The organism is Burkholderia sp. SIMBA_051 (genome assembly GCF_046534915.1).
Taxonomy (GTDB): Bacteria; Pseudomonadota; Gammaproteobacteria; order Burkholderiales; family Burkholderiaceae; genus Burkholderia; species Burkholderia ambifaria.
On the sequence record NZ_JAWRXS010000004.1, the window covers coordinates 14,086 to 40,087 of the forward strand.

Consider the following 26,002-nt stretch of genomic DNA (forward strand, 5'->3'; position numbering starts at 1 on the left):
TGGAGCGCGGCGGCCGTTCATTGCACATCTCCCGCATAGACGAGCGTGCGCTCTGGCGGCACCCGAAGCCGCAGCCGCTCGCCTTCCACGAATTCGCCGGCGACCCGCGCCCAGATCGAGCCGAACGGCGTGATCGCACGGATCAGCGAATCGCGGCCGCCGTACTCGACCGTTTCGACGGTCGCGTCGAACGCGTTGTCGGCACCGGCTTCCGCGCGCTCGATGTCGTCGGGACGCAGCGCGATCACGACGTCCTTGCGGTCGAAGCCGGCCATCGGCACGCCGGTGATGCGCACGCCGGCGGCGGCGACGTTCACGTAGTCGCCGGCCATCCCTTCGAGCGTAAATGGCAGCACGTTGCGATAGCCCATGAAGCGTGCAACGTGCAGGTTGTGCGGGCGCGTGTACACGTCCTTCGGCGACGCGACCTGCTGCACGACGCCCTCCTTCATCACGACGATCCGATCGGCCATCGACAGCGCCTCGTCCTGGTCGTGCGTCACGTAGATCGTCGCGCGTTCGAGCTGCGTGTGGATGCGGCGGATCTCGGCGCGCATCTCGATGCGCAGCTTCGTGTCGAGGTTCGACAGCGGCTCGTCCATCAGCACCAGCGGCGGCTCGATGACGATCGCGCGCGCGATCGCGACGCGTTGCTGCTGCCCGCCCGACAGTTGTCCGGGCAGCTTGCCCTCGTGGCCGACGAGCTGCACGAGTTCGAGCGCCTGCTGCGCGCGCCGCCGCGTTTCCTGCTTCGGCACGCCGCGCATCTTCAGCCCGAAGCCGACGTTGTCGAGCACCGACATGTGCGGAAACAGCGCGTAGTTCTGGAACACCATCCCGAAGCCGCGGCGCTCGGGCGGCAGCACGTCGATGCGCGTGTCGTCGAGCCAGATGCCGCCGCGCGTGAGCGGCTGCAGCCCGGCGATGCAGTTCAGCGCGGTCGACTTGCCGCAGCCCGACGGGCCGAGCAGCGCGATGAACTCGCCGCGCCGGATATCGAGATCGAGCCCGTCCAGTGCGGCGACCTGCGCCCCTTCCGCATTCGTGAAGCTGCGGCACACGCCGTCGAGCCGCAACCGTTCGAAACTGTGCTTCATTACGCGAACTCCGTCGGCGCGGGCGCCGCAGCGCCCGCGGGTTCATGCGTCATTTCGACTTCTGCGAACCGATCTCGCGGTCCCACTTCTGGAACGCGGCGACCATCGCCTGCGCATTGAGCGGCTGCACGTGCGGACGATCCGCGAGCAGCTTCGCGTATTCGGGCCGGCCGAACTTCCTGATCACCTCCTGGCTGTGCGCGGGCGCCATCTCGAGCGTCACGCCCTTCACCGCCGGGCCCGGATAGAAGTAGCCGTCGTCGTAGGTCGTCGCCTGCTGGGCCGGTTCGAGCAGGAAGTTCATCAGCTTGAACAGCGCGTCGAGCTTCTCCTTCGGCACGCCCTTCGGGATCACCATGTAGTGCGCGTCGTTGACCCACGTCATGTCGTCGAACGCCTGGATCCGGAAGTCGGCCGGCACGATGCCGAGCGCGCGCGGGTTGAGGTCCCAGCCGGTGACGGTCACGGTCATGTCGCGCGTGCCCTCGCCGAGCTCCTTCATCACGGCCGACGTGCCGCCCGGGTAATACGGGATGCAGTCGTTGAGCTGCTTGAGGAACGCCCAGGTCTTGTCCCAGCCGTTGATCGGATCCTGCGGGTTCTTGTCGCCCAGCACGTAAGGCAGCCCCATCAGGAACGTGCGGCCGGGGCCCGAGTTCGCCGGGCGCGCGTAGATCAGCTTGTTCGGATGCGCCTTGCACCATGCGAGCAGTTGGGCGGGCGTCTTCGGCGGATCGCTGACCTTCGCCGGGTTGTATTCGAGCAGCGGGCCGGCCGGCATGTACGTGACTTCGAGGCCGAAGCCTTGCGCGACATCCTGCATCTTGCGCGGGCCGGGCGCGTACTTGTCGAGCACGCCGGGGAAGGCGCCCGCGTTGTCGGGCAGCAGCTTCATCCACAGGTTCTGCTCGATGCCGGCGGCGAGCGCGTCGGTGCCCGTCAGCACGAGGTCGATATCGGAGCGCCCCGCCGCCTGCATCGCCTTGATCTTGCCCGGCAGTTGCGGCGCGGGCGCGTTCGTGAACGTGACGTTCGACACGAGATTCGGGTTCTTCTCCTTGAACGCCTCGATGGCGCCGCGCGTGAGCTGCAGGTTGCCGGCGACGTCGACGACATTCAGCGAAACGGGGGCCGCGACGGCGGCCGCGGCCGACAGCGTCAGGCCCAGCGCCATGGTGATCCGGCGGACACGGCGCGCGATCGTGGTGGTGTTCATGTCTCCTCGCTTCGGTCGGTGGATGGGACCTTTCTTTCGGGGAATCATGACGGCGTTATACGATGTCGGTCAACAAAAAACCGAGCGGCGCGGGGCGGGAATTTCCCTAACAGAAACCCTTCGTACAGATGGAATTAGACCGTCGAACGATATGACGCGGGGAATGTCCTTCGATGAGGGGCGGTCTTGCGACGTCATATGTCCAGGGGACTTGCCCCGGAGTGAGCAACTCGACGGGCAGCCGGCTCAATCAGTCGCAGCCGAGCGGAACCGCCGAATATGAACTGACCAATGACGCGTACGGCGCGGGCCTGCTTGTCCGTTGGATTTCAGGCGACCTGTATAAGGGACGACTACAAGAGAAAGCGTGGTTTGGCGCGCGCTCAGTCGGACTGGGACATTTCCCAGACAGCACTGAAATATTCGGCCAGTTCCTCGCTCGTGACACCGCCATCCGCCACGTCGACCATGAGGTCTTCGAGGTCGGCAAGACGAGGAATCGAGATGCCCTGCCGCTCCATGTACGTCAATGCGCAAGTGAGGCCGGTACGTTTGTTTGCATCGTTGAACACATGGCCGCGCGCGATCGCGACGGCATAGGTCGCGGCAATGCCGAATACGTCATCCAGGCCCGCGTAATGGACATGATTCTCGACGCGATGCAGGGCGGCCTCGACGCCGCCCCGGCCGGCGTGCGCAAAGCCACTGAGACCGCCCAGATCCCTGATGATCTCGTCGTGGATCGTGATGACGTAGTCGAGATCCAGCAAATCACCGATCCTTCAGTGCGATCAGTACATCCCGGTGTTCGGAAATGACTTTTCGTGCCGCGCGAAGCACGTCACCTTTCTCGGTTTCGGTCGAAGCCTTGACCTCCGCCGTGGGACGGATGATCGTGCGGGGTTTCAACTCAACCCCGTACAGCACCTTTCGTTTGGGAGCCATGATAGCGTTTCACTCTAAAAAACGATAACAATCAACCGCTTATATCGTATTTGGACGCAGCGGCAACATTACCTTCAATCATAGCATCCGACCCACCGCTGAAGATGACCCAAAGCCGGTGAACGATGCCGGAATGTCAATCTTTCCGGGCGGAACAGCCTTCGCCGAGCGCCGCCACCTCCCCGATCAGCCGCTCCGCGTCGCGCCACTCGCCATACCCCGACGCCGGGTTCAGGTGCCCGACCTCGCCGAGATCGACGAGCTTGCTGCCCCACCCCGCCGCGAACGCCTCGGCGCGTTCGAAGCGCGCAAGCGGATCGTTGCGGCTCGCGGCCACGATGCTCGGGAATGGCAGCCGCTGCGTTGGCACCGGCGTCCAGCCGTGCGCGTCGAGCGCATCGGGTGTCGGATAGCCTTCCGGCATCGGAGTATCGAGATCGGCCGGCGCGGCGAGCAGCGCGCCGTCGATCGTACGCGTGGCCTGCAGCGCCCAATGCGCGACGATCATCACGCCCGCGCTGTGCGCGACGAGCATCACGGGGCCGTCGATCGCGGCCAGCGCCGCATCGAGCGCCGCGACGCGCGCGGCGCGGCTCAGCTTGTCGGCTTCGAGCGGCGCGACGGCGCGCGCATTCGGCAGGCGTCGTTGCAGATGCGTCTGCCAATGGTCTTCGACGTGATCGCGCAAGCCAGGCACGATCAGGATGGTGGGTGCGGTCGCCAAGGTCATGCAGCCTCCGGGAGGGTTCGGTTCAGGAAGGTTCAGGAAAGACGGGATGCGCGCCGTTCGCGTTCGACGCGCGCGATATCGGCCGAGTAGCTCGCGCGTCCGATCGCGAACAGCACGGCGGCCGCGAGCGGCACGGCGGGAATCCACTGCAGTGCGCCGACGAGACCGGCGCGATCGGCGACCCATCCCGTCAGCAGCGGGCCCGGCGCCATGCCGAGCAGGTTGTTGGCCAGCGTGAGCGTCGCGAACGCCGACGCATGGATCGCGGCCGGCGTCAGGTTCGCGACCATCGCGCCCGACGCGCCGGACGCCCCCGCGCCGACCAGCATGCCCGCGCAGATCAGCGCGAGCTGCAACGAACCGGGCGGCAGCCGGAACGCGATCGCGAGGCACACGCCCGTCAGCACGCAATACGCGATCGCGGTCAGCCATTTGTGCGCGCCGTCGGCACGCCCGACGCGGTCGGTGACGATCCCGCAGCCGACCATCCCGACGCCCGACAGCAGCACGAAGCCGGCCGCGAGCACGGCGGCGCGGTCGGGCGCCATCGCGTAGTAGCGGTTCAGGTAGCTCGGCAGCCACGCGAACAGCGCGCCGGGCACGAACAGGTGCAGCCCGCTGCCGACATACGCGCAGATCACCGAACGCGACGCGAACAGCCCCGCCATCAGCACGCGCACGCTGCCGCGCAGGTCGCGCGGCGCATCGGGATGGGGCCGGCACGGCTCGACGCGGCACGCCGCGAGCCGCCGTTCGGTGACGACGCCGCGGTACGCGACAAGGAGCACGATGCCGAGCGCGGCCATCACGCCGAACGACCAGCGCCAGCCGAGATGCGCGCCGACCAGCCCGCCGAGCGCCATCCCGAACACCGAGCCGAACGCGCCGCCGGCCATGAACGCGCCGGTCAGCGTCGCGCGCAGGCGGGCCGGAAAGATGCTGAGGATCAGTGCAACGCCGACGCTGCCGTACGCGGCTTCACCGAGCCCGACGAGGCCGCGCGCGACGAGCATTTCCGCGTAGTTGGCGGACAGCGCGCAGCCGAGCGTCGCGACGCTCCACAGCGCGGCCATCAGCACGATGCTGCGCACGCGCCCGAAGCGGTCGGCGAGCACCGACAACGGAAACGTCAGCAGCCCGACCAGCAGCGCGACGACGCCGGACAGCGAGCCGAGCTGCGTGTCCGACAGCCCCCACGCGTGCTTGAGCAGCGGAAACACGGCGTTGAGCACCTGCCGCGACATGTAGTCCGACAGCAGCAGGCCGACGGTCAGCCCGAACACGAGCCAGGCATAGGCCGGCGCGCGCCGGCCGGTGGCGGCCGCCTCCTGAAGCGACGGCTCGACGTGATGAATCAGCATGCGTGTCTCCTCCGGCACCGGAGCGGTCGTGCTCCGGCGCGGCTTGCGTGGCCCCGCTCCGTTGACCGGAGTCAGCCCCCGCGCCGTGCGCAGGGGTGGGTGCCACGCCACAACGATCGGCGGGCGGCGGCCACCAACGCCGCTACCCAGCTGCGCGGCGCGTCAGGCCGCGCGCAGCGGCACGCTCGCCTGACCGGGCCGGCGGTTCGGCGCCATCCCGAGTTGCGCGAGCGTCTCGTCGACGCCGTCGTACTGCACGCCGATCTTGTAGATCGCCTTCGCTTCCTTGCCCGTCGCGATGTCGCGGCCGAGTTCGCGCGCGATCCGCACGCACTGCTCGACCTGCTGCACCGAGGTCATCCGGTTGCCCTTCTGGTCGATGATCGTGTCCTCGATCCCGCAGCGCGGATGCAGGCCCAGCGCCATCGCGACCGTGTTGATCGGCAGCACGTTCTTCATCAGCGATTCGAACGTGATGCACGCGCCGTCCGGGCAGCGCCGCACGAATTCCATGAAGTTATACGGATTGGGGCCGTCGAAACCGCCACCGATGCCGACCCACGTGACGTTCAGCGGGCCGCGATAGACGCCGCGGCGGATGATCCGTTCGAGCGTCTCGAGCGCATGCATGCCGGTGAGCTGGAAATGCGGCTGGATGCCGGCTGCCTGCAGCCGGCGCAGGTGTTCGTCGACCCAGCCGGGGCCGGCCGGCACCGTCATCTCGCGGTACGCGTCCCACAGCGCGGGTTCGTTCAGCGACGTGCCGGCGATGTCCTGGCGGTTCATCAGCTCGGTGATGTTCATCTGCACGGTGTTGATCGCGACCGTCACCTGGTCGGGCTTCGGCGTCAGCTCGGCGAGCATGTGGCGGGTGTCGTCGGACAGCCATTTCGCGTCGGCGCCCTCGCCTTCCGGCGCGAATGAAATCGAGCCGCCCACCTGCAGGATCATGTCGGGCACGGCCTCGCGCAGCCGGCCGAGCAGTTCGTTGAATTTCGACAGCCGCTTGCTGCCCTTGCCGTCGAGTTCGCGCACATGCATGTGCAGCACCGTCGCGCCCGCGTTGTAGCAGTCGACGGCCTTCTGCACGTGCTCGTCCATCGTCACCGGAATGTCTTCCGGAAAATCGGCGGGCATCCATTCGGGGCCGTACGGCGCGACCGTGATGACAACCTTGTCCTGGTTTTCCGGGTGCAGCGAATCGTCGAAAAATTGCATGTCGTCCTCCAGTGGAAATCGTTGTGTTCGGGCGTACGGGCGTGCGTATCCCGCCGTGCCGGGCGGCGAACCCGGCACGTTGTATCGGTTGCGAATTGGTTACGGTGCGCGCGTGCTCAGAACGGCACGTCGCCGACGATGCCCGCGCGCTCCATCCGCCGCACGCACGGCGGGTAGTCCATCACCGCGTAATGCTGGGTGGCGCGGTTGTCCCAGATCGCGACGCTGTTCTTCTTCCAGCGCCAGCGCACCTGGTATTCGGGGATCGCCGCCTGGCTGATCAGGTAGTGCAGCAGCTGGCCGGCGCCGGGGTTCGCGTCCTGCCCGACGCGCACGCGCGCGGGTGTGTGGAAGTTGGTGAAATGCGTGGTGAACGCATTCACGTACAGCACCTTCTCGCCCGTTTCGGGATGCGTGCGCACGACCGGATGCTCGGCATCCGGATACTGCGCCTTCAACGCGAGGCGCTTGTCGATCGGCATCGCCGCGCCGAAGCTCGCCTCGATGCTGTGGCGGGCGCGCAGGTCCGCGATCTGCTGCTTCACATGGTCCGGCAGGTTCTCGTATGCGAGCACCATGTTCGCCCACATCGTGTCGCCGCCAACCGGCGGACCGTCGATGCAGCGCAGCACACAGCCGAACGGCGGCGCCACGCGCCAGCTCGCATCGCTGTGCCACGCATTCTCGTAGCGGTCGTTCGGCTGGTCGGGCGACTTGTAGATCCGCACGAGCCCGGGGTGCTCAGGGTCGCTGCCGGCGACCGGGTGATCCTCGAGTTCTCCGAAGCGGCGCGCGAATGCGACGTGCTCGGCACGCGTGATGTCCTGGTCGCGCAGGAACAGCACGCGATGGCGCAGCAACTGCGTGCGGATCTCGGCGAACAGGCCGTCGTCGTGCACGGCGTCGGCGAGGCTCACGTCCAGCAGTTCCGCGCCGATCGCACAGGTCAGGGGTTCGACTCGCATGCGCGTCTCCTCAGACGATGAATACCGACGAGCCGGTCGTCTTGCGCGACTCGAGATCGCGGTGCGCCTGCGCCGCGTCCTGCAGCGCATAGCGCTGGTTGATTTCGATCCGGATGCGGCCGGCCGCGACATGCGCGAACAGTTCGCCGGCCAGGTCGTTCTTCTCGGCCGGATCGGCGATGTAGTCGGCCAGCGCCGGGCGCGTCAGGTACAGCGAGCCCTTCATAGCGAGGCGCTGCGGATCGAACGGCGGGATCGGGCCCGACGCGGTGCCGACGCAGACCATCAGCCCGCGCCGCTTCAGCGAATCGAGCGAGCCTTCGAAGGTGTCCTTGCCGACGCTGTCGAACACGACGTCGACGCCGGCGCCGCCGGTCAGTTCGCGCACGCGTTTCGCGACATCCTCGCGGCTGTAGTCGATCGTGTGGTCGCAGCCGTGCGCACGGGCAACCGCCGCCTTGCGTTCGCTCGACACGGTGCCGATCACCGTGAGCCCGAGCAGCTTCGCCCATTGCGACACGATCAGCCCGACGCCGCCGGCTGCCGCATGCAGCAGGATCGTGTCGCCCGGCGCGAACGCATGGACGCGGCGCAGCAGGTAGGCCGACGTGAGCCCGCGCATCGTCATCGCCGCGGCCGTTTCGCATGCGATGCCGGCCGGCAGCCTGACGAGGGGTGCGGCCGCGATCAGCCGCTCGGTGCTGTACGCGCCGAGCGTATTCAGGAAGCCGGTGTAGGTCACGCGGTCGCCCACGGCGACGTTCGTCACGCCGGGCCCAAGAGCCTCGACCACGCCGGCCGCCTCGACGCCGATGCCGGCCGGCAGCGCGACCGGATACAGGCCGCTGCGGAAATACGTATCGGCGAAGTTCAGGCCGACCGCCTCGTGCCGCAGGCGCACCTGGCCGGGGCCCGGATCGCCGACGTCGACTTCTTCCCAGCGCAGCACGTCGGGGCCGCCGGTTTCGTGGAATCGCACTGCATATGCCATGTTGTTCTCCGTAGGTATTCAGTCGGATGCGCGTCACGCATCGTCGGGTTCGTCCGCGGCCGGCGGCGTCGCAGTGGCGCTGCTCGCCGGGGGCGCGTCCAGTTCGTTCCAGTCGGCGTCGACCAGATAGCGCCGCGCGGCCGGGAAAATCACGCCTTCCATGCGTCCCATCTGCTCGAATGCGCCACGCGCATAGACGGCGAACGCGGCATCGAACGCGCTCGACGGCAATCCGTCGGCGGCGAGCCGCGCCAGCGCGTCGAGCGCGTGCGCATCGCGGCGCCGCTGGCGATCGAGCTCGTCGAGTTCGGCCGCGGTGCTCTGCGCCCGGATGCGCAATGCCGCGCAGAGACGGGCTTCGGCGCCGGTGCCGAAGCGTGCGTGCTGCAGCGCCGCGAGCGATGCCAGCGCGGCCAGCGTGCGTCCCGTGTCGGCCGTCGGGTGCTCGGCAGCGTCGGGGCCTCCGCTTGCCATCATCAGCGCCTCCAACCGCTCGCCGAGCGCACGATGCGCGGCGAGACAGCGGGCCATCACGCGCGCCTCGGCCGGCCCATGCCGCGCCGGGCATACGAGCACCGGCACGCTGCTGGTCGCGAGCAGTTCCAGCCGTTGCGCGGCTGCCGCGGCATCGGCGTCGTGCGGCAGCGCCGCCACGCCGATCAGGTCGCAGCCGAGCTGGCCGGCGAGCGTGGCGGGCGACTTGTCGCTGGCCCCCGGGTGGCCGCCCCCCGGTTGGCCTGCCCCCGCGATCACATGGGAAAGGCCCTGCGCCCGCGCGGCGGCTTCCACTTTCGCATCGTGTCGCGGCATCCGCGCTCCGGATAAACGCGAGTCGGGCACGGCGCCCGACAGCACGAACGTGACCCGCGCGCCGACCGCACGCGCCAGCTCGAGCGCATGGCCGATCGCGTCGATGCCGCCGGGCACGCCGTCGACCGTCACGAGCAGATGGCGATACATCGTGCCGCTCCGCTTATCCGGCGCTCGGCACGCTGGGTCGCGCGCCGGTCGATACGATGTTCATGGTCCACTCCTCGTTGCATGGTTGAATTGCATTCGTCAGTTGCATGGGTCGGTTGCGTTCGCCATGCTTCGGAACCCATGCTATCGACCGCGCGGCGGCGCGGCCCCACTCGTCGCGGGGGGGATTGACGCGCGAGCGCGGTTCGACCGATCCTTCCCCCCACGCCCACCCCGGACGCTGGCCCGCACGGCATCGCCGGAATCCCACTGCTGCCCCGATGGCCCACCTACCCGATCGCGCCGACGCGCCCCCCACCGAACTCGTGCTGAAGACGACCGCGCCGCGCGTGCCGGCGCAGTTGCTCGCGCGTGCGCGGCTGAGCCTCGCCGCGCCGGCGTTCGACGCCCGGCCCGTGATGCTCGTGCAGGCGCCGGCCGGCTACGGCAAGACGTCGCTGCTCGCGCAATGGCGCCGCGAATCACTCGCGCTCGGCCGCGCGGTCGTGTGGCTGTCCGCCGACGAGCGCGACGACGCGCCGCGCCTGCTGCAGGGGCTCGTGCAGGCGGTGCGCACCGGTTGCGCGCGGCCCGGCTTCGGGCGCCTGATCGCGGGCGGCGCGGCGCGCGCGCTCGAGGGGCTGACCGCGTGGCTGGCCGAAGTCGCGCAACTGTCGATCGACGCGCTGTTGATCGTCGACGACGCGGAGCGGCTGCCGGCCGCTGGCCTCGACTCGCTGACCTATGTGCTGCACAACGCGCCGCAGAACCTGCGGGTGATCTTCGCGGGCCGCCGCGGGCTCGATCGCGCGGCCGGCGACCTGCTCGCCGGCGGGCAATGCACGCTCGCGGGCCCCGAATGGCTGCGCTTCACGCTCGACGAGACGATCGCGCTGGTCGGTGCGCGCTTCGCGCAGCGGGTCGACGCCGATGCGTGCGCGCGGCTGTTCGAGCGCGTCGACGGCTGGCCGCTCGGGCTGCAGCTCGCGATGGCCGCGATGGCGCGTTCGGCCGATCCGCGCCAGGCCGTCGACGCGCTCGCCGCGCGCATGGACGGCACCCGCGACCGGCTCGTCGAGTTGCTGCTCGCGAACCTGTCCGCCGACGACACCGCGTTCCTGACGCGCACAAGCATCGCCGACCGCCTGCATCCGTCGCTGTGCGCCGCGCTGCTCGACGATGCGGATGCGCCCCACCGGCTCGCGCGGCTCGCGCGCGATACGCCGCTGTTCATCGCATCGGATGACTCCGACTGGTGCCGGCTGCATCCGCTCGTGCGCGATACGCTGCGCGACCGGCTGGCGGCGGGCCCGGCCGCGGCGCGCGGCGCGCTGCATGGACGCGCGGCCGCATGGCTCGATGCGCACGGGATGACGGAGGAAGCCGCGCGCCATGCGTATGCGGCCGGCCAGGTCGAGACCGCGTACGCGCTCGCGCAGCGCTGCCTCGAGGATGCGATCAAGCAGGGCCGAATCAACGACGTGCTCGACTGGCTCGCACTGCTGCCCGATGCGGAGCTCGACAAGCGTCCGACGCTGCGGATCGCGGTGGCCTGGGCGCTGGCGTTGGGCGAGCGCCATGTGGAGGCGCAGCGCCAGATCGCCGGCATCCTCGCCGACGCCGACACGCCGGCCGCGATGCGCTACGAATGTGCGCTGATCCTCAGCGCGGCGGCCTATTACGCGGACGAAATCGACCGCTTCGTCGAGCTGTTCGAGCCGTGGGCCGACTTCACGCCGCCCGCGGCGACGTGGCTCGCGCAGATGCATGCGAACCGCCTGTCGGCACGCGCGATCATCGTCGGCGAACCGGCGCAGGCGCGCCGCTACCAGCAGGCCGCGCCGCGCGATGGCACTGCTGCCGGGTTCGGCTACGTCGCGCGCTGGGGCGAGCTGATCACCGGCCTGAGCTACCTGTGCGAAGGCCAGATTCGGCTCGCGGACGACGCGTTGTCGCCGGCACTCGCGCGCGCGGAAGCCGACCTCGGGCGCCGCCATCCGCTGACCTGCATGTTGGCGGCGATGTGCGCGGCGATCGCCTACGAGGCCGATCGCGTCGACCAGGCCGCCGCGCTGCTCGCGAACCGGCTCGACGTGCTCGAGCACGCGGGCACGCCCGACACCGTGCTGCTCGGCTATCGGACGGCCGCGCGCATCGCGTTGCTGCGCGGCGTCGAGCATCGCGCGATCGACCTGCTCGAGGCACTCGACGCACTGGGCGTCGCGCGCCGGCTGCCGCGGCTGTCGGTGGCGAGTCTCGCCGAGCAGGTGCGCATTCACGCGGCGCGCTATCGCGAGGCGACCTGCCATGCGCTCGTCGAACGGATCGATGCGATCGCCGCGGCCGAGTTTCCGTCGCACGGCCCGCTGTGGCGGCGCCCCGTCGTGCTGCTGCAGGCGATCGCGCATGCGGGCGCCGCGCTTGCCGCGCGCCGCTGGGACGATGCGTGCGCGGCGCTCGACGAAGCGGCCGTGCTGGCCCGCGAGATGAGTCTCGGGGGCGCGCGCATCGAGATCATGGCGCTCGGCGCGTTCGCGCTCGAACAGTCGGGGCACGACGGCCGCGCGCGGCTCGACGAGGCGATGAACCTCGCGGACATGTTCGGCCTGACGCGCACGCTCGCCGATACGCATCCGGCCGTCGCCGACTGGGCGCGCCGCATCGGCGACGAGGCGATCGAGCGCGATGCTCCGGCGAGGTCCGCGCAACCGCAGCCGCGCATCGTGCCGCCCGCGCCGCGCAGCACGGCCAGCCCGCGCGCGGTGCCGAGCGTCGTGCTGACGCCCAAGGAGCGCGCGATTCTCGAGCTGCTCGCGCGCAGCCTGTCGAACAAGGAGATCGCGGTGGCGCTCGCCGTCGGCGAGGAAACCGTGAAGTGGCACCTGAAGAACCTGTTCGGCAAGCTCGACGCCAGCTCGCGCAAGCACGTCGTGCGCCGCGCGCTGGTACTCGGGTTGCTCGAAAGCGCGCCTTGATCGCTGCGTAGGCCGGCGTTGCCGGCTGTTGCGCCCGTTGCGACTGTTGACGCCGGCATCGGCGTCGATCCCCTTTCGATTCTCCGCAACCCTGCCCCCCGCGCATGGGGGGGAGCGGCCGCGCGCCGTTGCGTAGTCTTTCCGCACGGCTCGCACCGGCGTCGCCTCGCGCGCCTTCCCGCCTGCCTCGATGCTGCCCCGCTTCACCCGCCCGGGCTCGATCCCGTGCGGTCCATTACGATCCTGGAGACTTCGATGAAGACGAAACTGGCCGCGCTCGCGGCGCTTGCCGGCTGTTCGGCGCTCGCGCAGGCGCAATCCTCCGTCACGCTGTACGGCGTGGTCGACACGGGCCTGCTGTACCAGAGCACGTCGGCCGCTTCGTTCCGCCCGAACGCGCCGAACACCGGCAAGGTGTTCCGGATGAAGGACGGCGGCATCTACTCGAGCTTCTGGGGCATCAAGGGCAGCGAGGACCTCGGCGGCGGCTACAAGGTCAACTTCAAGCTGCAGGGCTCGTTCGACAGCGGCACCGGCCGGCTCCAGCTGAGCGACACGCCGGGCGCCGTCGCGATCTTCAACCAGATTGCGTCGCTCGGCGTATCGGGGCCGTTCGGCACGGTGACGGCCGGCCGCCAGATCGTGCCGATGATCTACGCGATGGCCGACACCGACGTGCGCAACGCGCAGTTCTTCGGCAGCGTGCTGACCGCCTGGCTCGGCCTGAACACCGCGGCCGGGTGGCCGGCCACGAGCACGAACGGCGCGATCGGCGCGCTGTACGACAGCAATGCGCTCGTCTATCAGTCGCCGACGTTCGCGGGCGTGTCGCTCGCGCTCGAATACGCACCCGGCGGCGTCGCCGGACAGTTTCAGGGCGGCACGCGCGAATCGGTCGTGCTCCGGTATTCGAACTACGGGCTCAATGCATCGGCCCTCTACTACAACGGCCACGACACGAATCCGGCACCGGGTGTCGCGCCGACCGGCGTCGACAACAACCGCTTCGTCTACGTCGGCGCGAAATACACGATCCGCGATTTCTCGGTGTCGGCGTCGTACGGCAACGGCCGGAATCCCGCGCATGCGGACCAGGTGAACCTCGACATGCTGTCGGCGGGTGTCGGCTATCGCTTCACGCCCGCGCTGCAGGTCGCCTCCGCTGTGTACTACCTGAAGGACCGCAACCGCGCCGCGAACCGGTCGACGGCCGTCGTGCTCACGGCCGACTACAGCCTGTCGAAGCGGACGATGGTCTATGCGCAGGCCGGCCACGTGAACAACCGCGGCACGATGGACCAGATGCTCGTGTACGGGCAGCCGGTCGCGCCCGGGGTCGGCACGACGGCCGCGATGGTCGGGCTGCGGCACAACTTCTGACGACGAAGTGGCGCGCGGCGGCACTCGCGCGCGACGCGCGGCGGCCGTCTGCAACGATCGCGGGGATCGGCTACAGTGGGCGTTTTCGGCGCGGCCCGCCCGCCTGCCGATGCGCCTCGTCCCGCCCCAGCCGCCGTGCCGGGGGCGCTTGGCGGCGCACGGCCGGCCCGGCGGATCGCGGATCCTCCACGTTGACGAGCGAACCTCCATGCCCGACCTGTCCGCCTTCCCGATCACGAAAAAATGGCCGGCCCAGCATCCCGACCGTCTCCAGCTGTACTCGCTGCCGACGCCCAACGGCGTCAAGGTGTCGATCATGCTCGAGGAGACCGGCCTGCCGTACGAGCCGCACCTCGTGAGCTTCGACACGGACGACCAGATGTCGCCCGAATTCCTGTCGCTGAACCCGAACAACAAGATCCCGGCGATCATCGATCCGAACGGCCCCGACGGCCGGCCGCTGCCGCTGTTCGAATCGGGCGCGATCCTGATCTATCTCGCCGACAAGACAGGCCAGTTGATCCCGAAGGACGCCGCAGGCCGCTACGAGACGATCCAGTGGGTGATGTTCCAGATGGGCGGCATCGGCCCGATGTTCGGCCAGGTCGGCTTCTTCCACAAGTTCGCCGGCCGCGACTACGAGGACAAGCGTCCGCGCGACCGCTACGCCGCCGAATCGAAGCGCCTGCTCGCCGTGCTCGACGCGCATCTCGCGAACCGCAAGTGGATGATGGGCGATACGTACACGATCGCCGATATCTCGATCTTCCCGTGGGTGCGCAACCTGGTCGGGTTCTACGAGGCGGGCGATCTCGTCGGCTTCGGTGAATTCCGCAACGTCAAGCGCGTGCTCGACGCGTTCGTCGCGCGGCCGGCCGTCGCGCGCGGGCTCACTATTCCGGCACGCGGCTGATTCGCGGCAGCGGGCGCGCCGGGTGCGGCCTGCTGCGTGACTGGCTCGACGCCTGTCCGGCCCGCCGCCTTGCGCGGCGGGCGGTTTGCTGGTTACCGTTCTGCTTTCCTGCTTTCCTGCTTTCCTGCTTTCCTGCTTTCCTGCTTTCCTGCGTTCTGCGTTTCTGCTTTCCGCGCGTCGCGTTCAGCGTGACTCAGCGTGACGAGCCGCGCCGCTGTTTTTCGGCCGGCGTCGGCTTCCCTTCCTCCAATCCCACCAGCAGCTTTTCCAGCAGCGCCGACAACTGCGTCTGCTCCGCCTCCGACAGCACGGCCAGCATCGCGCGCTGATTGTCGACGTGCGCGACCACCGCCTCGTCGATCAGCGCGCGGCCCGCGTCCGTCAGCGCGACGAGCGTGCCGCGGCCGTCGGCCGGATTCGGCCGGCGCTCGACCCAGCCGGCCTTGTGCAGCCGGTCGATCCGTGCGGTCATCCCGCCCGACGACATCATCAGCGCGTCGTACAGCGCGGTCGGCGTCAGCGCGAACGGCGCGCCGCTGCGCCGCAGCGTCGCCAGCACGTCGAATTCGCCCGGCTGCAACCCGTAGCGCGCGAACAGCGGATTGAGACCGTCGCGCGCGATCACGAGCGCGGCCTCCTGCAGCCGTCCCATCACGAGCATCGACGACGCATCCAGATCCGGGCGCTCGACGCGCCATTGCGCGAGCGCATGCGCGGCTCGATCCATTAACCCTCCTCGGCTCACCAGTTATCTTGACGTCGAGATAAATGCCGATTTATCTTGATGTCGAGATACTTTACATGAAAACGCACGACACGCCGACGGCGGTGTCGCGCACCGATATCGAGGACTCCATGAATCGCTGCATTTCCCCCGGCTGGCGGCTTGCCGCCATCGTGCTGGTCGGACTGAACCTGCGGCCGGCGCTGGCCGCGATCGGTCCGCTGCTCGACATGATCCAGCGCGCGACCGGCATCGGCGACGGCGCAGCGAGCCTGCTGACCACGATCCCGATCCTGCTGATGGGCGTGGGCGCGCTGAGCGCGCGGCGGCTGCAACGCGTGACGGGGATCGCTGGCGGCGTGTGGCTCGGCGTCGTGCTGATCGGATTCGCCTGCGCGTCGCGCATTGGTGCGCAGCATGCGTGGGTGCTGCTGGCGAGCGCATGCTGCGCGGGCATCGGGATCGCCATGGTGCAGGCGTTGCTGCCGGGGTTCGTGAAGACGCATTTCGCGACGCGGATCGGCGGCGCGATGGGTGTCTATTCGACGTCGATCATGGGCGGTGCGGTGCTCGCGAGCGTCGTCGCGCCGTTCGCCGCGGCCCGCTGGGGCTGGTTCGTCGCGCTCGCGGGCTGGGCGCTGCCGGCCGCCCTTGCGGCGCTCGCGTGGCCGCTGGCCAGTCGTGACGGCGACGCGCCGGCGTCCGGAGCGCTGCCGGCGTCGGCCGCGACATCGATGGCGCATGCGCGGCCGTCGCGCTCGCCGCGCGCATGGCGGCTCGCGGTGTTCTTCGGGATCGCGACGGGCGCCTACACGCTCGTGCTGGCGTGGCTGCCGCCGTACTACATGCGGCTCGGCTGGTCGCCGACCGCGGCCGGCAGCCTGCTCGGCGGCGTGACGCTCGCGGAAGTCGTCGCGGGGCTGACGATCTCCGCGACGATCGACCGCCTGCCCGATCGCCGGCCCGCGCTGCACGCGGCGATCGCGTCGCTGCTGGCGGGGCTGCTGGTGATGCTGGCCGCGCCGCAGGCGCTCGCGTTGCCGGCCGCGCTGCTGCTGGGTGCGGGCATCGGCGCGCTGTTTCCGCTGTCGCTGATCGTCACGGTCGATCATGCGGCGACGCCGGCCGATGCCGCATCGTTGACCGGGTTCGTGCAGGGCATCGGCTATCTGGTCGCGGCGCTGTTTCCGTTCGCGGCGGGCATCGTGCGCCAGCATCTCGCGGATCTGTCGCCCGCGTGGGTCGCGATGGCTTGCCTGTGTGTCGTGCTGTTCGCGCTGGCGGCAGGTTTCGCGCCGCGGCTTGCGCGGCGCGTCGCGCGTGCGTAGAGCGTGTGCCTCGGCCCGCATCGCGTTTCGCTTACGCGCAATCAGCCGCCGCTCGCATACAGCGTCGAATCCGCGAACCCTTCCGCATCGAGCACGCGCCCGACCAGAATCAGCGCGGTGCGTTCGATCTGCGTGCCCTGCACCTTGCCGACGATGTCGGCCAGCGTGCCGGTCACGCGTTCCTCGTCGGGCCAGCTCGCGCGATAGATCACCGCAACCGGGCAGTCGGGTCCGTAATGCGGCAGCACTTCGTCGACGATCCGCGCGAGATGGCGCACGCCGAGATGGATCGCGAGCGTCGCGCGGTGCGCGGCAAGCGCGCCGAGCGCTTCGCCTTCCGGCATCGTCGTCTTGCCCGCGAAGCGCGTGAGGATCACCGTCTGCGCGACACCGGGCAGCGTCAGCTCGACGCCGAGCGTCGCCGCGCACGCGGCCGTGGCCGTCACACCCGGCACGATTTCATACGGAATCCCGAGCGCTTTCAGCCGGCGGATCTGTTCGCCGATCGCGCCGTACAGCGACGGATCGCCCGAATGCACGCGCGCGACGTCCTGCCCTTTCGCATGCGCATCGGCGAGCAGCGCGACGATCGCATCGAGATCGAGCTCGGCAGTATTGACGACCTGCTCCGCGCGATGGCCGTCGAGCACGGCCGGCGGCACGAGCGAGCCCGCATACAGGATCACCGGGCACGTGCGCACGAGGCGCTGGCCCTTCACCGTGATCAGTTCGGGGTCGCCAGGGCCCGCGCCGATGAAATACACCGTCATCCAGAAATCTCCATCCATTCATTGGGCAACCGGTCGCGCGGCATCACGTGCGCGCGGCCGGGTCGAGCGTATCGAGCGTATCGAGCGTATCGAGCGCCTCGAGCAGCGCGGCGGCCGAGTCGAACGCGCGGTCGGCGTCGGGTAGCGGCGGCCGGCGCAGCATCACGACCGGCAGCCGTCGTTCGCGCGCGACATCGAGCTTGGCCTCGGTCGCGGCGCCGCCGCTGTTCTTGCTGACGACGACGTCGATGCCCGCGAGCGCGAACAGCGCGCGTTCGCCGTCGAGCGTGAACGGCCCGCGCGTCGCGACGATCTGCGCGCGCGCGTTGCCGGGATGCGCATCGAGGCAGCGCACCAGCCAGAACTGGTGTGGCGGGATCTCGTCGAGATGCGCGAGCGGTTCGCGCCCGAGCGTGAACAGCGGCCGCCGGAACGGCGCGAGCGCGGCCTCGATCCCGGCCCAGTCGTCGACCATCCGCCAGTCGTCGCCGGGGCGTGGCGTCCACGGTGCGCGACGCAGCGCCCACAGCGGCACGCCCGCATCGCGCGCGGCGGCCGCCGCGTTCGCGCTGATTTGCGCGGCATACGGATGCGTCGCGTCGATCACGAGACCGATGCCGGCGCTGCGCAAGTAGGCGGCAAGCCCCGCCGCTCCGCCGAACCCGCCGACACGCACGTCGCAGCGCAGGTCGTCGGGCACCTTGCCGAGGCCCGCGAGGCTATAGACGTGCCCGGGGCCGAGCGCGCGCGCGATCTTCAGCGCGTCGCCGGTGCCGCCGAGGAGCAGGATGCGTACGCTCATCGCGCACTTCCGACGAAACGGCCCTGCCGATCAATCGCGAACATCTCGACGGCCACCGAGGCCGGCACGATGTCGCGCGCGACCCGCAGCGCGTGCGCACAGACGAGGTCGCCGAGCGGCACGCCGTCCGCGAGCGCGAGCTTCAGCGCTTCCTGGCTGGTGTTCGCCGCGCGCATCGCGGCCTGCAGCGCGTCGCTCGCACCGGCCTCGGCCGCCCACTGCGCGAGCAGCGGCAGGTCGATGCTCGAATGGCGGCTGTGCAGGTCGAGATGGCCGGCCGCGAGCTTGCTGAGCTTGCCGAAGCCGCCGCACATCGACAGGCGCGCGACCGGCGCGCGGCGCAGGTGCTTGAGCACCGCGCCCGCGAAATCGCCCATTTCGATCAGCGCCATGTCGGGCAGGCCGTAGTGCGCGCGCATCGCATCCTCGCTCGTGTTGCCGGTGCACGCGGCGATGTGCGCGACGCCGTTCGCGCGTGCGACGTCGATGCCCTGATGGATCGACGCGATGTACGCCGAGCACGAGAACGGCCGCACGATGCCGGTCGTGCCGAGGATCGACAATCCGCCGACGATGCCCAGGCGCGGGTTCATCGTCTTCAGTGCAAGCGCCTCGCCGCCCTCGACGCCGATCGTCACGTCGAAGCCGCCTGCGTAACCGTATTCGGCCGCGAGCGCGTCGAGGTGCGTGGTCATCATCTGGCGCGGCACCGGATTGATTGCCGGTTCGCCGACCGGCAGCGTGAGCCCCGCGCGCGTGACCGTGCCGACGCCCGGCCCCGCATGAAAACGCACGCCCGGCGCGGCAGACAGCGCGACGCGCGCGAACACCAGCGCACCATGCGTGACGTCCGGATCGTCGCCGGCGTCCTTGATGGTGCCGGCCTCGGCACCGTCGGCGGTGGTCCGGCAGAACTCGAGTCGCATCATCACGCGCTGCCCCTTCGGCAACACGATCTCGACCGCATCGTCCGCGTGGCCCGCGAGCAGCAGTCGCGCGGCGGCGAGCGACGTCGCGGTCGCGCAACTGCCGGTCGTATAGCCGAACCGCAGTGGCGCCGCTCGTTCGGGGGTTTCGTCGCGCATCACGCGGGGCCCGCGAATTCCGTTGCCGCGGGATCGGGCTTGCGCCCGTCGTACAGCGTGACCGGCAACGGCTGCCGCCACGTGTCGAAGCGGCCGAGCGGCTCGGCATGCGCGAGCGACACGCGCGTGAGCGTGCCGCCATGGGCGTCGCGCCAGGCCGCGAGCGCCAGTTCGCCCTGCAGCGTGACCGCGTTCGCGACGAGCCGGCCGCCGGGCTTCAGCGCCGACCAGCACGCATCGAGCACGCCGGGTGCGCTCGCGCCGCCGCCAATGAAGATCGCGTCGGGCGCGGCGAGCCCCGCGAGCGCGTCGGGCGCACGCCCCGCGACGAGTTGCAGCCCCGGCACGCCGAGCGCGTCGCGGTTGTGCTCGATGAAGCGCTGCCGTTCCGCATGCGACTCGATCGCGATCGCCTGGCACGACGGATGCGCGCGCATCCATTCGATGCCGATCGAGCCGCTGCCCGCGCCGACGTCCCACAACAGTTCGCCGGGTGCGGGCGCGAGCCGCCCGAGCGTCAATGCGCGCATGTCGCGCTTGGTGAGCTGGCCGTCGTGGCGGTACGCGTCGTCGGGCAGGCCGGGCGTGAGTGCGCGGCGCGGCGCATCGGGGCCGGCCCGGCAGTCGAGCGCGATCAGGTTGAGCGCGGCGGTTTCGGCGATGGGCCAGTCTTGCGCGAGGCCGTCGACACGCCGCTCGAGCGGCCCGCCGAGATGCTCGAACACGCTGATGCGGGTCGGGCCGAAGCCGCGCGCCGTGAGTTCGGCGGCGACCGTGGCCGGCGTGCGCCCGTCGGCGCTCAGCACGAACAAGCGCCGGCCCGGCAGCAGGTGGCGCACGAGCGTCGCGAGCGGCCGGCCGACGAGCGACACCGCGCCGACGTCCTGCAGCGCCCAGCCGAGCCGTGCGGCCGCCAGCGACAGCGACGATGGTGCAGGCAGCACGCGCCATTCGTCAGGGGATAGCTCGCGCGCGAGCGTGGCGCCCACGCCGAACAGCATCGGGTCGCCGCTTGCCAGCACGCAGACGGGCGCGTCGCGTCGCGCGAGCAGGCCCGACACGTCGAACGGCGACGGCCATGGCTCGCGCACGGCCCGCAGCCGCGCGGGCAGCATGTCGAGATGCCGCTTCGCGCCGACGACCCGCGTCGCGTCGAGCAGCGCGCGGCGCGCGCTGCGTCCGAGCCCCGCGTAACCGTCGTCGCCGATGCCCACTACCGTCAGCCACGCCGTCATGCACCCTTCCCCATCGTCCGATTCCATCGAGTCGCCGCACGGCGGCCGTGAAGGCGCCGGTGCGGCCGTCCGCGTTGCGAAAGTCGGCATGGTACCGTGTTCCACCGCGCGTTTCATCTGCGGGACTGCCCGCGCCGGGCCGCGTTTCGCTTCGGTCACGGCGCCCGATCGACGGTCGCGAAGCGCCGGTGAAATCGGGTATCCTACGGCCGTTCGTTCGCCGGTGCCCTTCGGGGCCGAAGAGGGAACACAGGGCGCGTATCGCGCCGCTGTGGCTGCCCCCGCAACTGTAGACAGCGAGCCGATCTCCCCCCTCATGCCACTGGTTTCACCGGGAAGGCCGGGAGCCGGCGCCGACCTGTCAGCCAGGAGACCTGCCGGCCTGAAAGTGCGTGCGTGCCAGTCGGCGTCGGGCGGGGTGTACCGATGCGTTGGCCGCGGCGCCACACTGCCCCGGTATCCCGTTGAGTTCCGCCCCCGTTTCGATTCCTGCGTTGCCCGTCGTGCGCCCGTCGGCTTGCCCGGGGCTCGTGCGCGTCGTCGCGGCCGCCGACGGCGGGCTGTGCCGGATCAAGCTGCGGGGCGGCCGGCTCGACGCGCGGCAGGCGCGCGCGATCGCCGCCGCGGCGCGCAGCTACGGCTCCGGCGCGATCGACGCGACCAATCGCGCGAATCTCCAGCTGCGCGGCATTCGCGACGGCGCGGGCGATGCGCTGGCCAGTGCCTTGCTCGATGCGGGCCTCGGTCCGCGTGCGAGCGCCGCCGATGCCACCGATGCCGCTCACGATAAGGCCGCGCTCGCCGCGAGCGACGACGTCCGCAACCTGATGCTCAGCCCGCTCGCCGGGCTCGATCCCGCCGCGCTGCTCGACAGCCACGCACTCGCACGGCCGTTGCTCGACATGCTGACGCACGAACCCCGCCGCGGCGAACTATCGCCGAAATTCTCGATCCAGCTCGACGGCGGCGAATCGGTCGCGGCGCTCGATCATCCGCACGATATCTGGCTTGCCGCGCGGCGTCGCGGCGACGGCGCGCTGCGCATCGCCGCCGGCCTGGCCGGCTGTCCGCCGGTCTCGTCCGACGATTCGCCCGCTTCGTTCGACGTGGCGCCCGACCAGGCCGTCGCGCTGGTGCGTGCGTTGCTGCTCGCATTCCTCGATCTTGCGCCGGCCGACGTCACGCGGATGCGCGGGTTGCTCGCGACGGGCGGCGAACGCGCACTGCGCGAGCGCGCGCAGCACTACGCACCCTTCCCGCTCGCGGCCGATCCCGCGCTGGCCGACTGGCGGCGCATGCCCGCGGATGCCGCGCTGCGTTTCGGCGCGCGGCCGTCGCTCGATGCGGCGCGCTGCAGCGTCGGCGCGCAGTTCGTGCTCGGCCGGCTCGACGCGACGCAACTGGAACGGCTCGCGGCACTCGCCGACGCCGAAGGCGACGCCACGTTGTCGATGACGCCGTGGCAAGGCGTATTCGTGCACGGCGTGCGGCGCGAACGCGCGCCGGTCGTGCTCGATGCGCTCGCGTCGCTCGGTCTCGTGTGCACGCCGTCCGACCCGCTGGCGGCGCTGGTTGCCTGCACCGGCAGCGCGGGCTGCGCGAAGGCGCGCGCCGATACGAAACACGATGCGCTCGCGCTGGCCGCGCGCGTCGGCCAGCCGGTCGACGTGCACCTGACCGGCTGCGAGCGCCACTGTGCGCTGCCGCACCCTGCGACGTACACGCTCGTCGCGGTTGCGCCCGCACGCTACGACCTTTACCGGCGCGACGCCGCCGCGGGCCTCGGCGCCCCGCTCGCGCGCCATCTGACGATTGACCAGGCCGCGGCCCGACTGACGGGCACGCGGCACAGCCAGGACACCACCGATGCTTGACTACATTCGCGACGGGCAGGAAATCTACCGCCAGTCGTTCGCGACGATCCGCGCCGAGGCCGACCTGTCGCAGGTTCCGCCCGATCTCGAGAAGCTCGCGGTGCGCGTGATCCACGCGTGCGGGATGGTCGATGTCGTCTACGACCTGCGCTTCTCGGCCGGCGCCGGCACGGCCGGTCGCACGGCGCTCGCGGCCGGTGCGCCGATCCTGTGCGACGCGCGGATGGTCGCCGAAGGCATCACGCGCGCGCGGCTGCCGGCCGGCAATCGCGTGATCTGCACGCTCGGCGAGCCGGAGGTGCCCGACCTCGCGCGGCATCTCGGCAACACGCGTTCGGCCGCGGCGCTCGAACTGTGGCGCCCGCAGCTGGCAGGCAGTGTCGTCGTGATTGGCAACGCGCCGACCGCGCTGTTCCACCTGCTCGACATGATCGACGCCGGCGCGCCGCGCCCCGCGCTGATCCTCGGCTTTCCGGTCGGCTTCATCGGCGCGGCCGAATCGAAGGCGATGCTCGACGCCGAGAGCCGCGGCGTACCCTACGTCACGCTGCTCGGCCGGCGCGGCGGCAGCGCGATGGCGGCCGCCGCCGTCAACGCACTCGCGACGGAGGCCGAATGACGGCCCCGCGCGGACGCCTGTTCGGGGTCGGCGTCGGCCCGGGCGATCCTGAACTGATGACGATCAAGGCGCTGCGTGTGCTGCAGGCCGCGCCGGTGGTCGCGTATTTCGTCGCGAAGGGCAAGAAAGGCAATGCGTACGGGATCGTCGAAGCGCACCTGCTCGACGCGCAGACGCAACTGCCGCTCGTCTATCCGGTGACGACCGAGGCGCTGCCGCCGCCGCTCTGCTACGAGACGGTGATCGCCGACTTCTACGACACGGCCGCCGAGATCGTCGCGGCGCATCTCGACGCCGGTCGCGACGTCGCGGTGATCTGCGAAGGCGATCCGTTCTTCTACGGGTCGTACATGTACCTGCATGATCGCCTCGCGACGCGCTACGACACCGAAGTGATCCCGGGCGTGTGCGCGATGCTCGGCGGCACGGCCGTGCTCGGCCAGCCGCTCGTCTATCGCAACCAGAGCCTGTCGGTGCTGTCCGGCGTGCTGCCGGAGGACGAATTGCGCACGCGGCTCGCGCAGGCCGACGCGGCCGTCGTGATGAAGCTCGGCCGCAACTTCGACAAGGTGCGGCGCGTGCTCGACGAACTCGGGCTCGCGAAGCGCGCGCTGTACGTCGAGCGCGCGACGATGGCGGCCCAGCGCATCGTGCCGCTCGACGAAGTCGATCCGATGGCGTCGCCGTATTTCTCGCTGCTCGTCGTGCCGGGGGAAAGATGGCAAGGATGACGACTCCGCCCGCGATCGTGATTCTCGGCGCGGGCGCGCTCGATACCGCGCGGCGCATCCAGGCGCGTTACCCGGGCGCTCGCGTGCATGGGCTTGCGTCGCGCGTCGAGGCCGACGTGCCGTTCGACGAACTCGGCGCGCACCTGCGCGCGCTGTACGCGCGCGGCCTGCCGATCGTCGCGCTGTGCGCGGCCGGCATCGTGATCCGTTGCGTCGCGCCCGCGCTGGCCGACAAGGGTGTCGAGCCGCCGGTGCTCGCGGTCGCGGAAGACGGCTCGGCCGTCGTGCCGCTGCTCGGCGGACTGACGGGCGTGAACCTGATCGCGCGCGAAATCGCAGAATGCCTCGGCGTCGCACCGGCGATCACGACGAGCGGCGAACTGCGCTTCGGCGCGTGCGTGCTCAACCCGCCCGACGGCTATGCGCTCGCCGATCTCCAGCAGGGCAAGCGCTTCGTGTCCGACCTGCTCGCGGGCGCGGCCACGCGCATCGACGGCGCGGCGCCGTGGCTCGACGACGTCGCGCTGCCGCGCGACGACGCGGCCGCGCATGCGATTCGCGTGACGCCCGATACGTGGCGCGGCGCGCGCGACGAACTCGTGATCCATCCGCGCAGCGTGGTGGTCGGCATCGACGCGCGCGGCGTGCAGGCCGACGCATCGCCATCGCTCGCCGAACGCATCGAGGCGCTGCTCGATGCACACGGCCTCGCGCGGCTGGCGCTCGCCGCGCTCCTCGCGCCGACGACGTTGCTCGGCGATGCGCGGGTCGAAGCGGCGGCGCACGCGCTGGGCGTGCCGCTGCGCTTCGGCGATGGCGAAGGCGTTGTCGAAGGCGAAGGCGAAGGCGTTGTCGATGGCGATGGCGATGGCGATGGCGAAGATGATCGCAACACCGATGCCGCCGCACTGCTCGCCAGCACGTTGCGCGTCGCGCACACGCTGCGCGCAACGTCCGACGGCCTCGCCTGCGCGGTCGCGGCACAACCCGTGGATCCCGCGACGCTCGGCCGCGCGCGCGGCCGCCTGACGGTGTTGGGCCTCGGCCCGGGCGATGCGGCATGGCTCACGCCCGCCGCACGCGACGCGCTCGCGCAAGCGACCGATATCCTCGGCTATACGACCTACGTGACGATGGCCGGCCCGTTCCGCGCGGACCAGCGCGTACACGGCACCGACAATCGCGAGGAAATGCAGCGTGCGCGCCACGCTTTCGAACTGGCGGCCGAGGGCCGGCGCGTCGCAGTGGTGTCGTCGGGCGATCCGGGTGTGTTCGCGATGGCCGCGGCCGTGCTGGAAGCGCTCGACGAAGCGCGCGACACGCGCTGGGCGGCGGTCGAGCTGCGCGTCGAACCCGGCGTATCGGCATCGCTCGCGACCGCCGCGCAGGCCGGTGCGCCGCTCGGCCACGATTTCTGCGCGATCTCGCTGTCGGACAACCTGAAGCCGTGGGACGTGATCGAGATGCGCCTGCGGCATGCGGCGCAAGCCGATCTCGTGATGGCGTTCTACAACCCGATCTCGCGTGCGCGGCCGTGGCAGCTCGATCGTGCGCTCGGCGTCGTGCGCGCGCACCGCGCGGCCGATACGGTCGTCGTGCTCGGCCGCGATATCGGCCGGCCGGGCGCGACGCTCGCGACGACGACGCTCGGCGCGCTGCGCAGCGACCAGGTGGACATGCGCACGATGGTGATCGTCGGTTCGTCGACGACGCGGCGTTTCGCGATCGGCGACGGCCGCGAGTGGGTGTATACGCCGCGCTGGTATCGCTGAAGACCGCTGCGCACGGCGCGGCGTGTCCGCGCACGGCATGCCGGCCGACGTTGCCGGTGCCGGAGCGACTCACCGACGCACGCATCGGCCGCGCGCCGTGGGCACGATATCGAGCGTCCGGCGCTTGTACTTCATCGCACGACCAAGCGGACAAATCGCCCGCATTACGTTTCGATATTCGCTCGAATCGGCAAGATTGTTACTTATATACAGTGCAATAATAAAAAGAACGCACAACCGTTCATTGTTCAGAACTAATCCTTCAAGATGTGCATGCCGCCGGGCGGGCTGCTCAGCCGCCCGCCCGGCGG

23 protein-coding genes and 1 riboswitch are annotated in these 26,002 nt (G+C 70.3%); of the genes, 8 read left to right on the top strand and 15 right to left on the bottom strand.

What is annotated here, in order from left to right; all coding sequences use genetic code 11:
* Positions 1-17: 17 nt before the first annotated feature.
* The 10 genes from SB771_RS10510 to SB771_RS10555 all read right to left on the bottom strand — a co-directional run bounded on the left by SB771_RS10510 (position 18) and on the right by SB771_RS10555 (position 9,483).
* Positions 18-1,097, bottom strand: coding sequence for an ABC transporter ATP-binding protein (locus tag SB771_RS10510; RefSeq protein ID WP_175660796.1), 1,080 nt, complete (start codon positions 1,095-1,097; stop codon positions 18-20).
* A gap of 49 nt (positions 1,098-1,146) precedes the next feature.
* Positions 1,147-2,313 (bottom strand): ABC transporter substrate-binding protein, encoded by a 1,167-nt coding sequence (locus SB771_RS10515; protein WP_175660795.1) that lies wholly within the window; start codon positions 2,311-2,313, stop codon positions 1,147-1,149.
* Positions 2,314-2,696: 383 nt separating this feature from the next.
* Positions 2,697-3,083 (bottom strand): type II toxin-antitoxin system death-on-curing family toxin, encoded by a 387-nt coding sequence (locus tag SB771_RS10520; RefSeq protein WP_175660794.1) that lies wholly within the window; start codon positions 3,081-3,083, stop codon positions 2,697-2,699.
* A gap of 1 nt (position 3,084) precedes the next feature.
* Positions 3,085-3,258: a hypothetical protein gene (locus tag SB771_RS10525; protein WP_164714821.1), complete on the bottom strand. Its 174-nt coding sequence runs from the start codon at positions 3,256-3,258 to the stop codon at positions 3,085-3,087.
* Positions 3,259-3,394: 136 nt separating this feature from the next.
* On the bottom strand, positions 3,395-3,988 hold the full coding sequence (locus SB771_RS10530; protein WP_175660793.1) for an RBBP9/YdeN family alpha/beta hydrolase: 594 nt from the start codon (positions 3,986-3,988) through the stop codon (positions 3,395-3,397).
* Between the two features lie 32 nt (positions 3,989-4,020).
* Complete coding sequence (locus SB771_RS10535) at positions 4,021-5,349, bottom strand: MFS transporter (RefSeq protein ID WP_175660792.1); 1,329 nt, start codon at positions 5,347-5,349, stop codon at positions 4,021-4,023.
* A 162-nt stretch (positions 5,350-5,511) separates the two neighbouring features.
* Positions 5,512-6,567 carry a 3-keto-5-aminohexanoate cleavage protein gene (locus SB771_RS10540; protein ID WP_175660791.1) on the bottom strand — a complete coding sequence of 352 codons (1,056 nt, stop codon included), beginning with the start codon at positions 6,565-6,567 and terminating at the stop codon, positions 5,512-5,514.
* A 116-nt stretch (positions 6,568-6,683) separates the two neighbouring features.
* Positions 6,684-7,532: a TauD/TfdA dioxygenase family protein gene (locus SB771_RS10545; RefSeq protein ID WP_175660790.1), complete on the bottom strand. Its 849-nt coding sequence runs from the start codon at positions 7,530-7,532 to the stop codon at positions 6,684-6,686.
* A gap of 10 nt (positions 7,533-7,542) precedes the next feature.
* Positions 7,543-8,523, bottom strand: coding sequence for a quinone oxidoreductase family protein (locus SB771_RS10550; protein ID WP_175660789.1), 981 nt, complete (start codon positions 8,521-8,523; stop codon positions 7,543-7,545).
* Positions 8,524-8,556: 33 nt separating this feature from the next.
* A complete protein-coding gene (locus SB771_RS10555; protein ID WP_175660788.1) occupies positions 8,557-9,483 on the bottom strand; it encodes a universal stress protein in 927 nt (308 codons plus the stop codon).
* Positions 9,484-9,764: 281 nt separating this feature from the next.
* Between SB771_RS10555 and SB771_RS10560 the strand changes: the two genes are divergently transcribed.
* From SB771_RS10560 to SB771_RS10570, 3 genes are all read left to right on the top strand, one after another.
* Entirely contained in the window at positions 9,765-12,458 is a 2,694-nt protein-coding gene (locus SB771_RS10560) for a LuxR C-terminal-related transcriptional regulator (RefSeq protein WP_175660787.1), read from the top strand.
* 255 nt (positions 12,459-12,713) lie between these two features.
* On the top strand, positions 12,714-13,838 hold the full coding sequence (locus SB771_RS10565; protein ID WP_175660786.1) for a porin: 1,125 nt from the start codon (positions 12,714-12,716) through the stop codon (positions 13,836-13,838).
* A 208-nt stretch (positions 13,839-14,046) separates the two neighbouring features.
* Positions 14,047-14,751 (top strand): glutathione S-transferase N-terminal domain-containing protein, encoded by a 705-nt coding sequence (locus SB771_RS10570; protein ID WP_175660785.1) that lies wholly within the window; start codon positions 14,047-14,049, stop codon positions 14,749-14,751.
* A gap of 193 nt (positions 14,752-14,944) precedes the next feature.
* Here the strand turns inward: SB771_RS10570 and SB771_RS10575 are convergent, their stop codons facing one another.
* The gene (locus tag SB771_RS10575; RefSeq protein WP_175660784.1) at positions 14,945-15,478 is read right to left on the bottom strand and encodes a MarR family winged helix-turn-helix transcriptional regulator; all 534 of its coding nucleotides are present in this window, start codon (positions 15,476-15,478) and stop codon (positions 14,945-14,947) included.
* A gap of 128 nt (positions 15,479-15,606) precedes the next feature.
* On the opposite strand from SB771_RS10575, the gene SB771_RS10580 reads away from it, so the two are divergent.
* A complete protein-coding gene (locus SB771_RS10580; RefSeq protein WP_175660891.1) occupies positions 15,607-16,803 on the top strand; it encodes an MFS transporter in 1,197 nt (398 codons plus the stop codon).
* Positions 16,804-16,844: 41 nt separating this feature from the next.
* Here the strand turns inward: SB771_RS10580 and cobM are convergent, their stop codons facing one another.
* The 4 genes from cobM to cbiE are packed head-to-tail and all read right to left on the bottom strand — an operon-like array spanning position 16,845 to position 20,695.
* Entirely contained in the window at positions 16,845-17,573 is a 729-nt protein-coding gene (gene cobM, locus SB771_RS10585; protein WP_166726713.1) for a precorrin-4 C(11)-methyltransferase, read from the bottom strand.
* A 43-nt stretch (positions 17,574-17,616) separates the two neighbouring features.
* The gene (locus tag SB771_RS10590; protein WP_175660783.1) at positions 17,617-18,375 is read right to left on the bottom strand and encodes a cobalt-precorrin-6A reductase; all 759 of its coding nucleotides are present in this window, start codon (positions 18,373-18,375) and stop codon (positions 17,617-17,619) included.
* Positions 18,372-19,460, bottom strand: a complete 1,089-nt coding sequence (locus tag SB771_RS10595) for a cobalt-precorrin-5B (C(1))-methyltransferase (protein WP_175660782.1) — start codon at positions 19,458-19,460, stop codon at positions 18,372-18,374. The genes SB771_RS10590 and SB771_RS10595 overlap by 4 nt, the downstream gene beginning before the upstream one ends.
* Entirely contained in the window at positions 19,460-20,695 is a 1,236-nt protein-coding gene (gene cbiE, locus SB771_RS10600) for a precorrin-6y C5,15-methyltransferase (decarboxylating) subunit CbiE (protein ID WP_175660781.1), read from the bottom strand. Before cbiE ends, SB771_RS10595 begins: the two co-directional genes overlap by 1 nt.
* A gap of 204 nt (positions 20,696-20,899) precedes the next feature.
* Positions 20,900-21,092, top strand: a riboswitch (cobalamin riboswitch).
* 106 nt (positions 21,093-21,198) lie between these two features.
* Here cbiE and cobG point away from each other — a divergent pair.
* The 4 genes from cobG to cobJ are packed head-to-tail and all read left to right on the top strand — an operon-like array spanning position 21,199 to position 25,691.
* On the top strand, positions 21,199-22,569 hold the full coding sequence (gene cobG, locus SB771_RS10605; protein ID WP_175660890.1) for a precorrin-3B synthase: 1,371 nt from the start codon (positions 21,199-21,201) through the stop codon (positions 22,567-22,569).
* Entirely contained in the window at positions 22,562-23,188 is a 627-nt protein-coding gene (locus tag SB771_RS10610; RefSeq protein ID WP_006755632.1) for a precorrin-8X methylmutase, read from the top strand. The genes cobG and SB771_RS10610 overlap by 8 nt, the downstream gene beginning before the upstream one ends.
* Positions 23,185-23,919, top strand: a complete 735-nt coding sequence (locus tag SB771_RS10615) for a precorrin-2 C(20)-methyltransferase (RefSeq protein ID WP_175660780.1) — start codon at positions 23,185-23,187, stop codon at positions 23,917-23,919. The genes SB771_RS10610 and SB771_RS10615 overlap by 4 nt, the downstream gene beginning before the upstream one ends.
* Positions 23,916-25,691 carry a precorrin-3B C(17)-methyltransferase gene (cobJ, locus tag SB771_RS10620; protein ID WP_175660779.1) on the top strand — a complete coding sequence of 592 codons (1,776 nt, stop codon included), beginning with the start codon at positions 23,916-23,918 and terminating at the stop codon, positions 25,689-25,691. Before SB771_RS10615 ends, cobJ begins: the two co-directional genes overlap by 4 nt.
* Positions 25,692-26,002 lie beyond the last annotated feature (311 nt).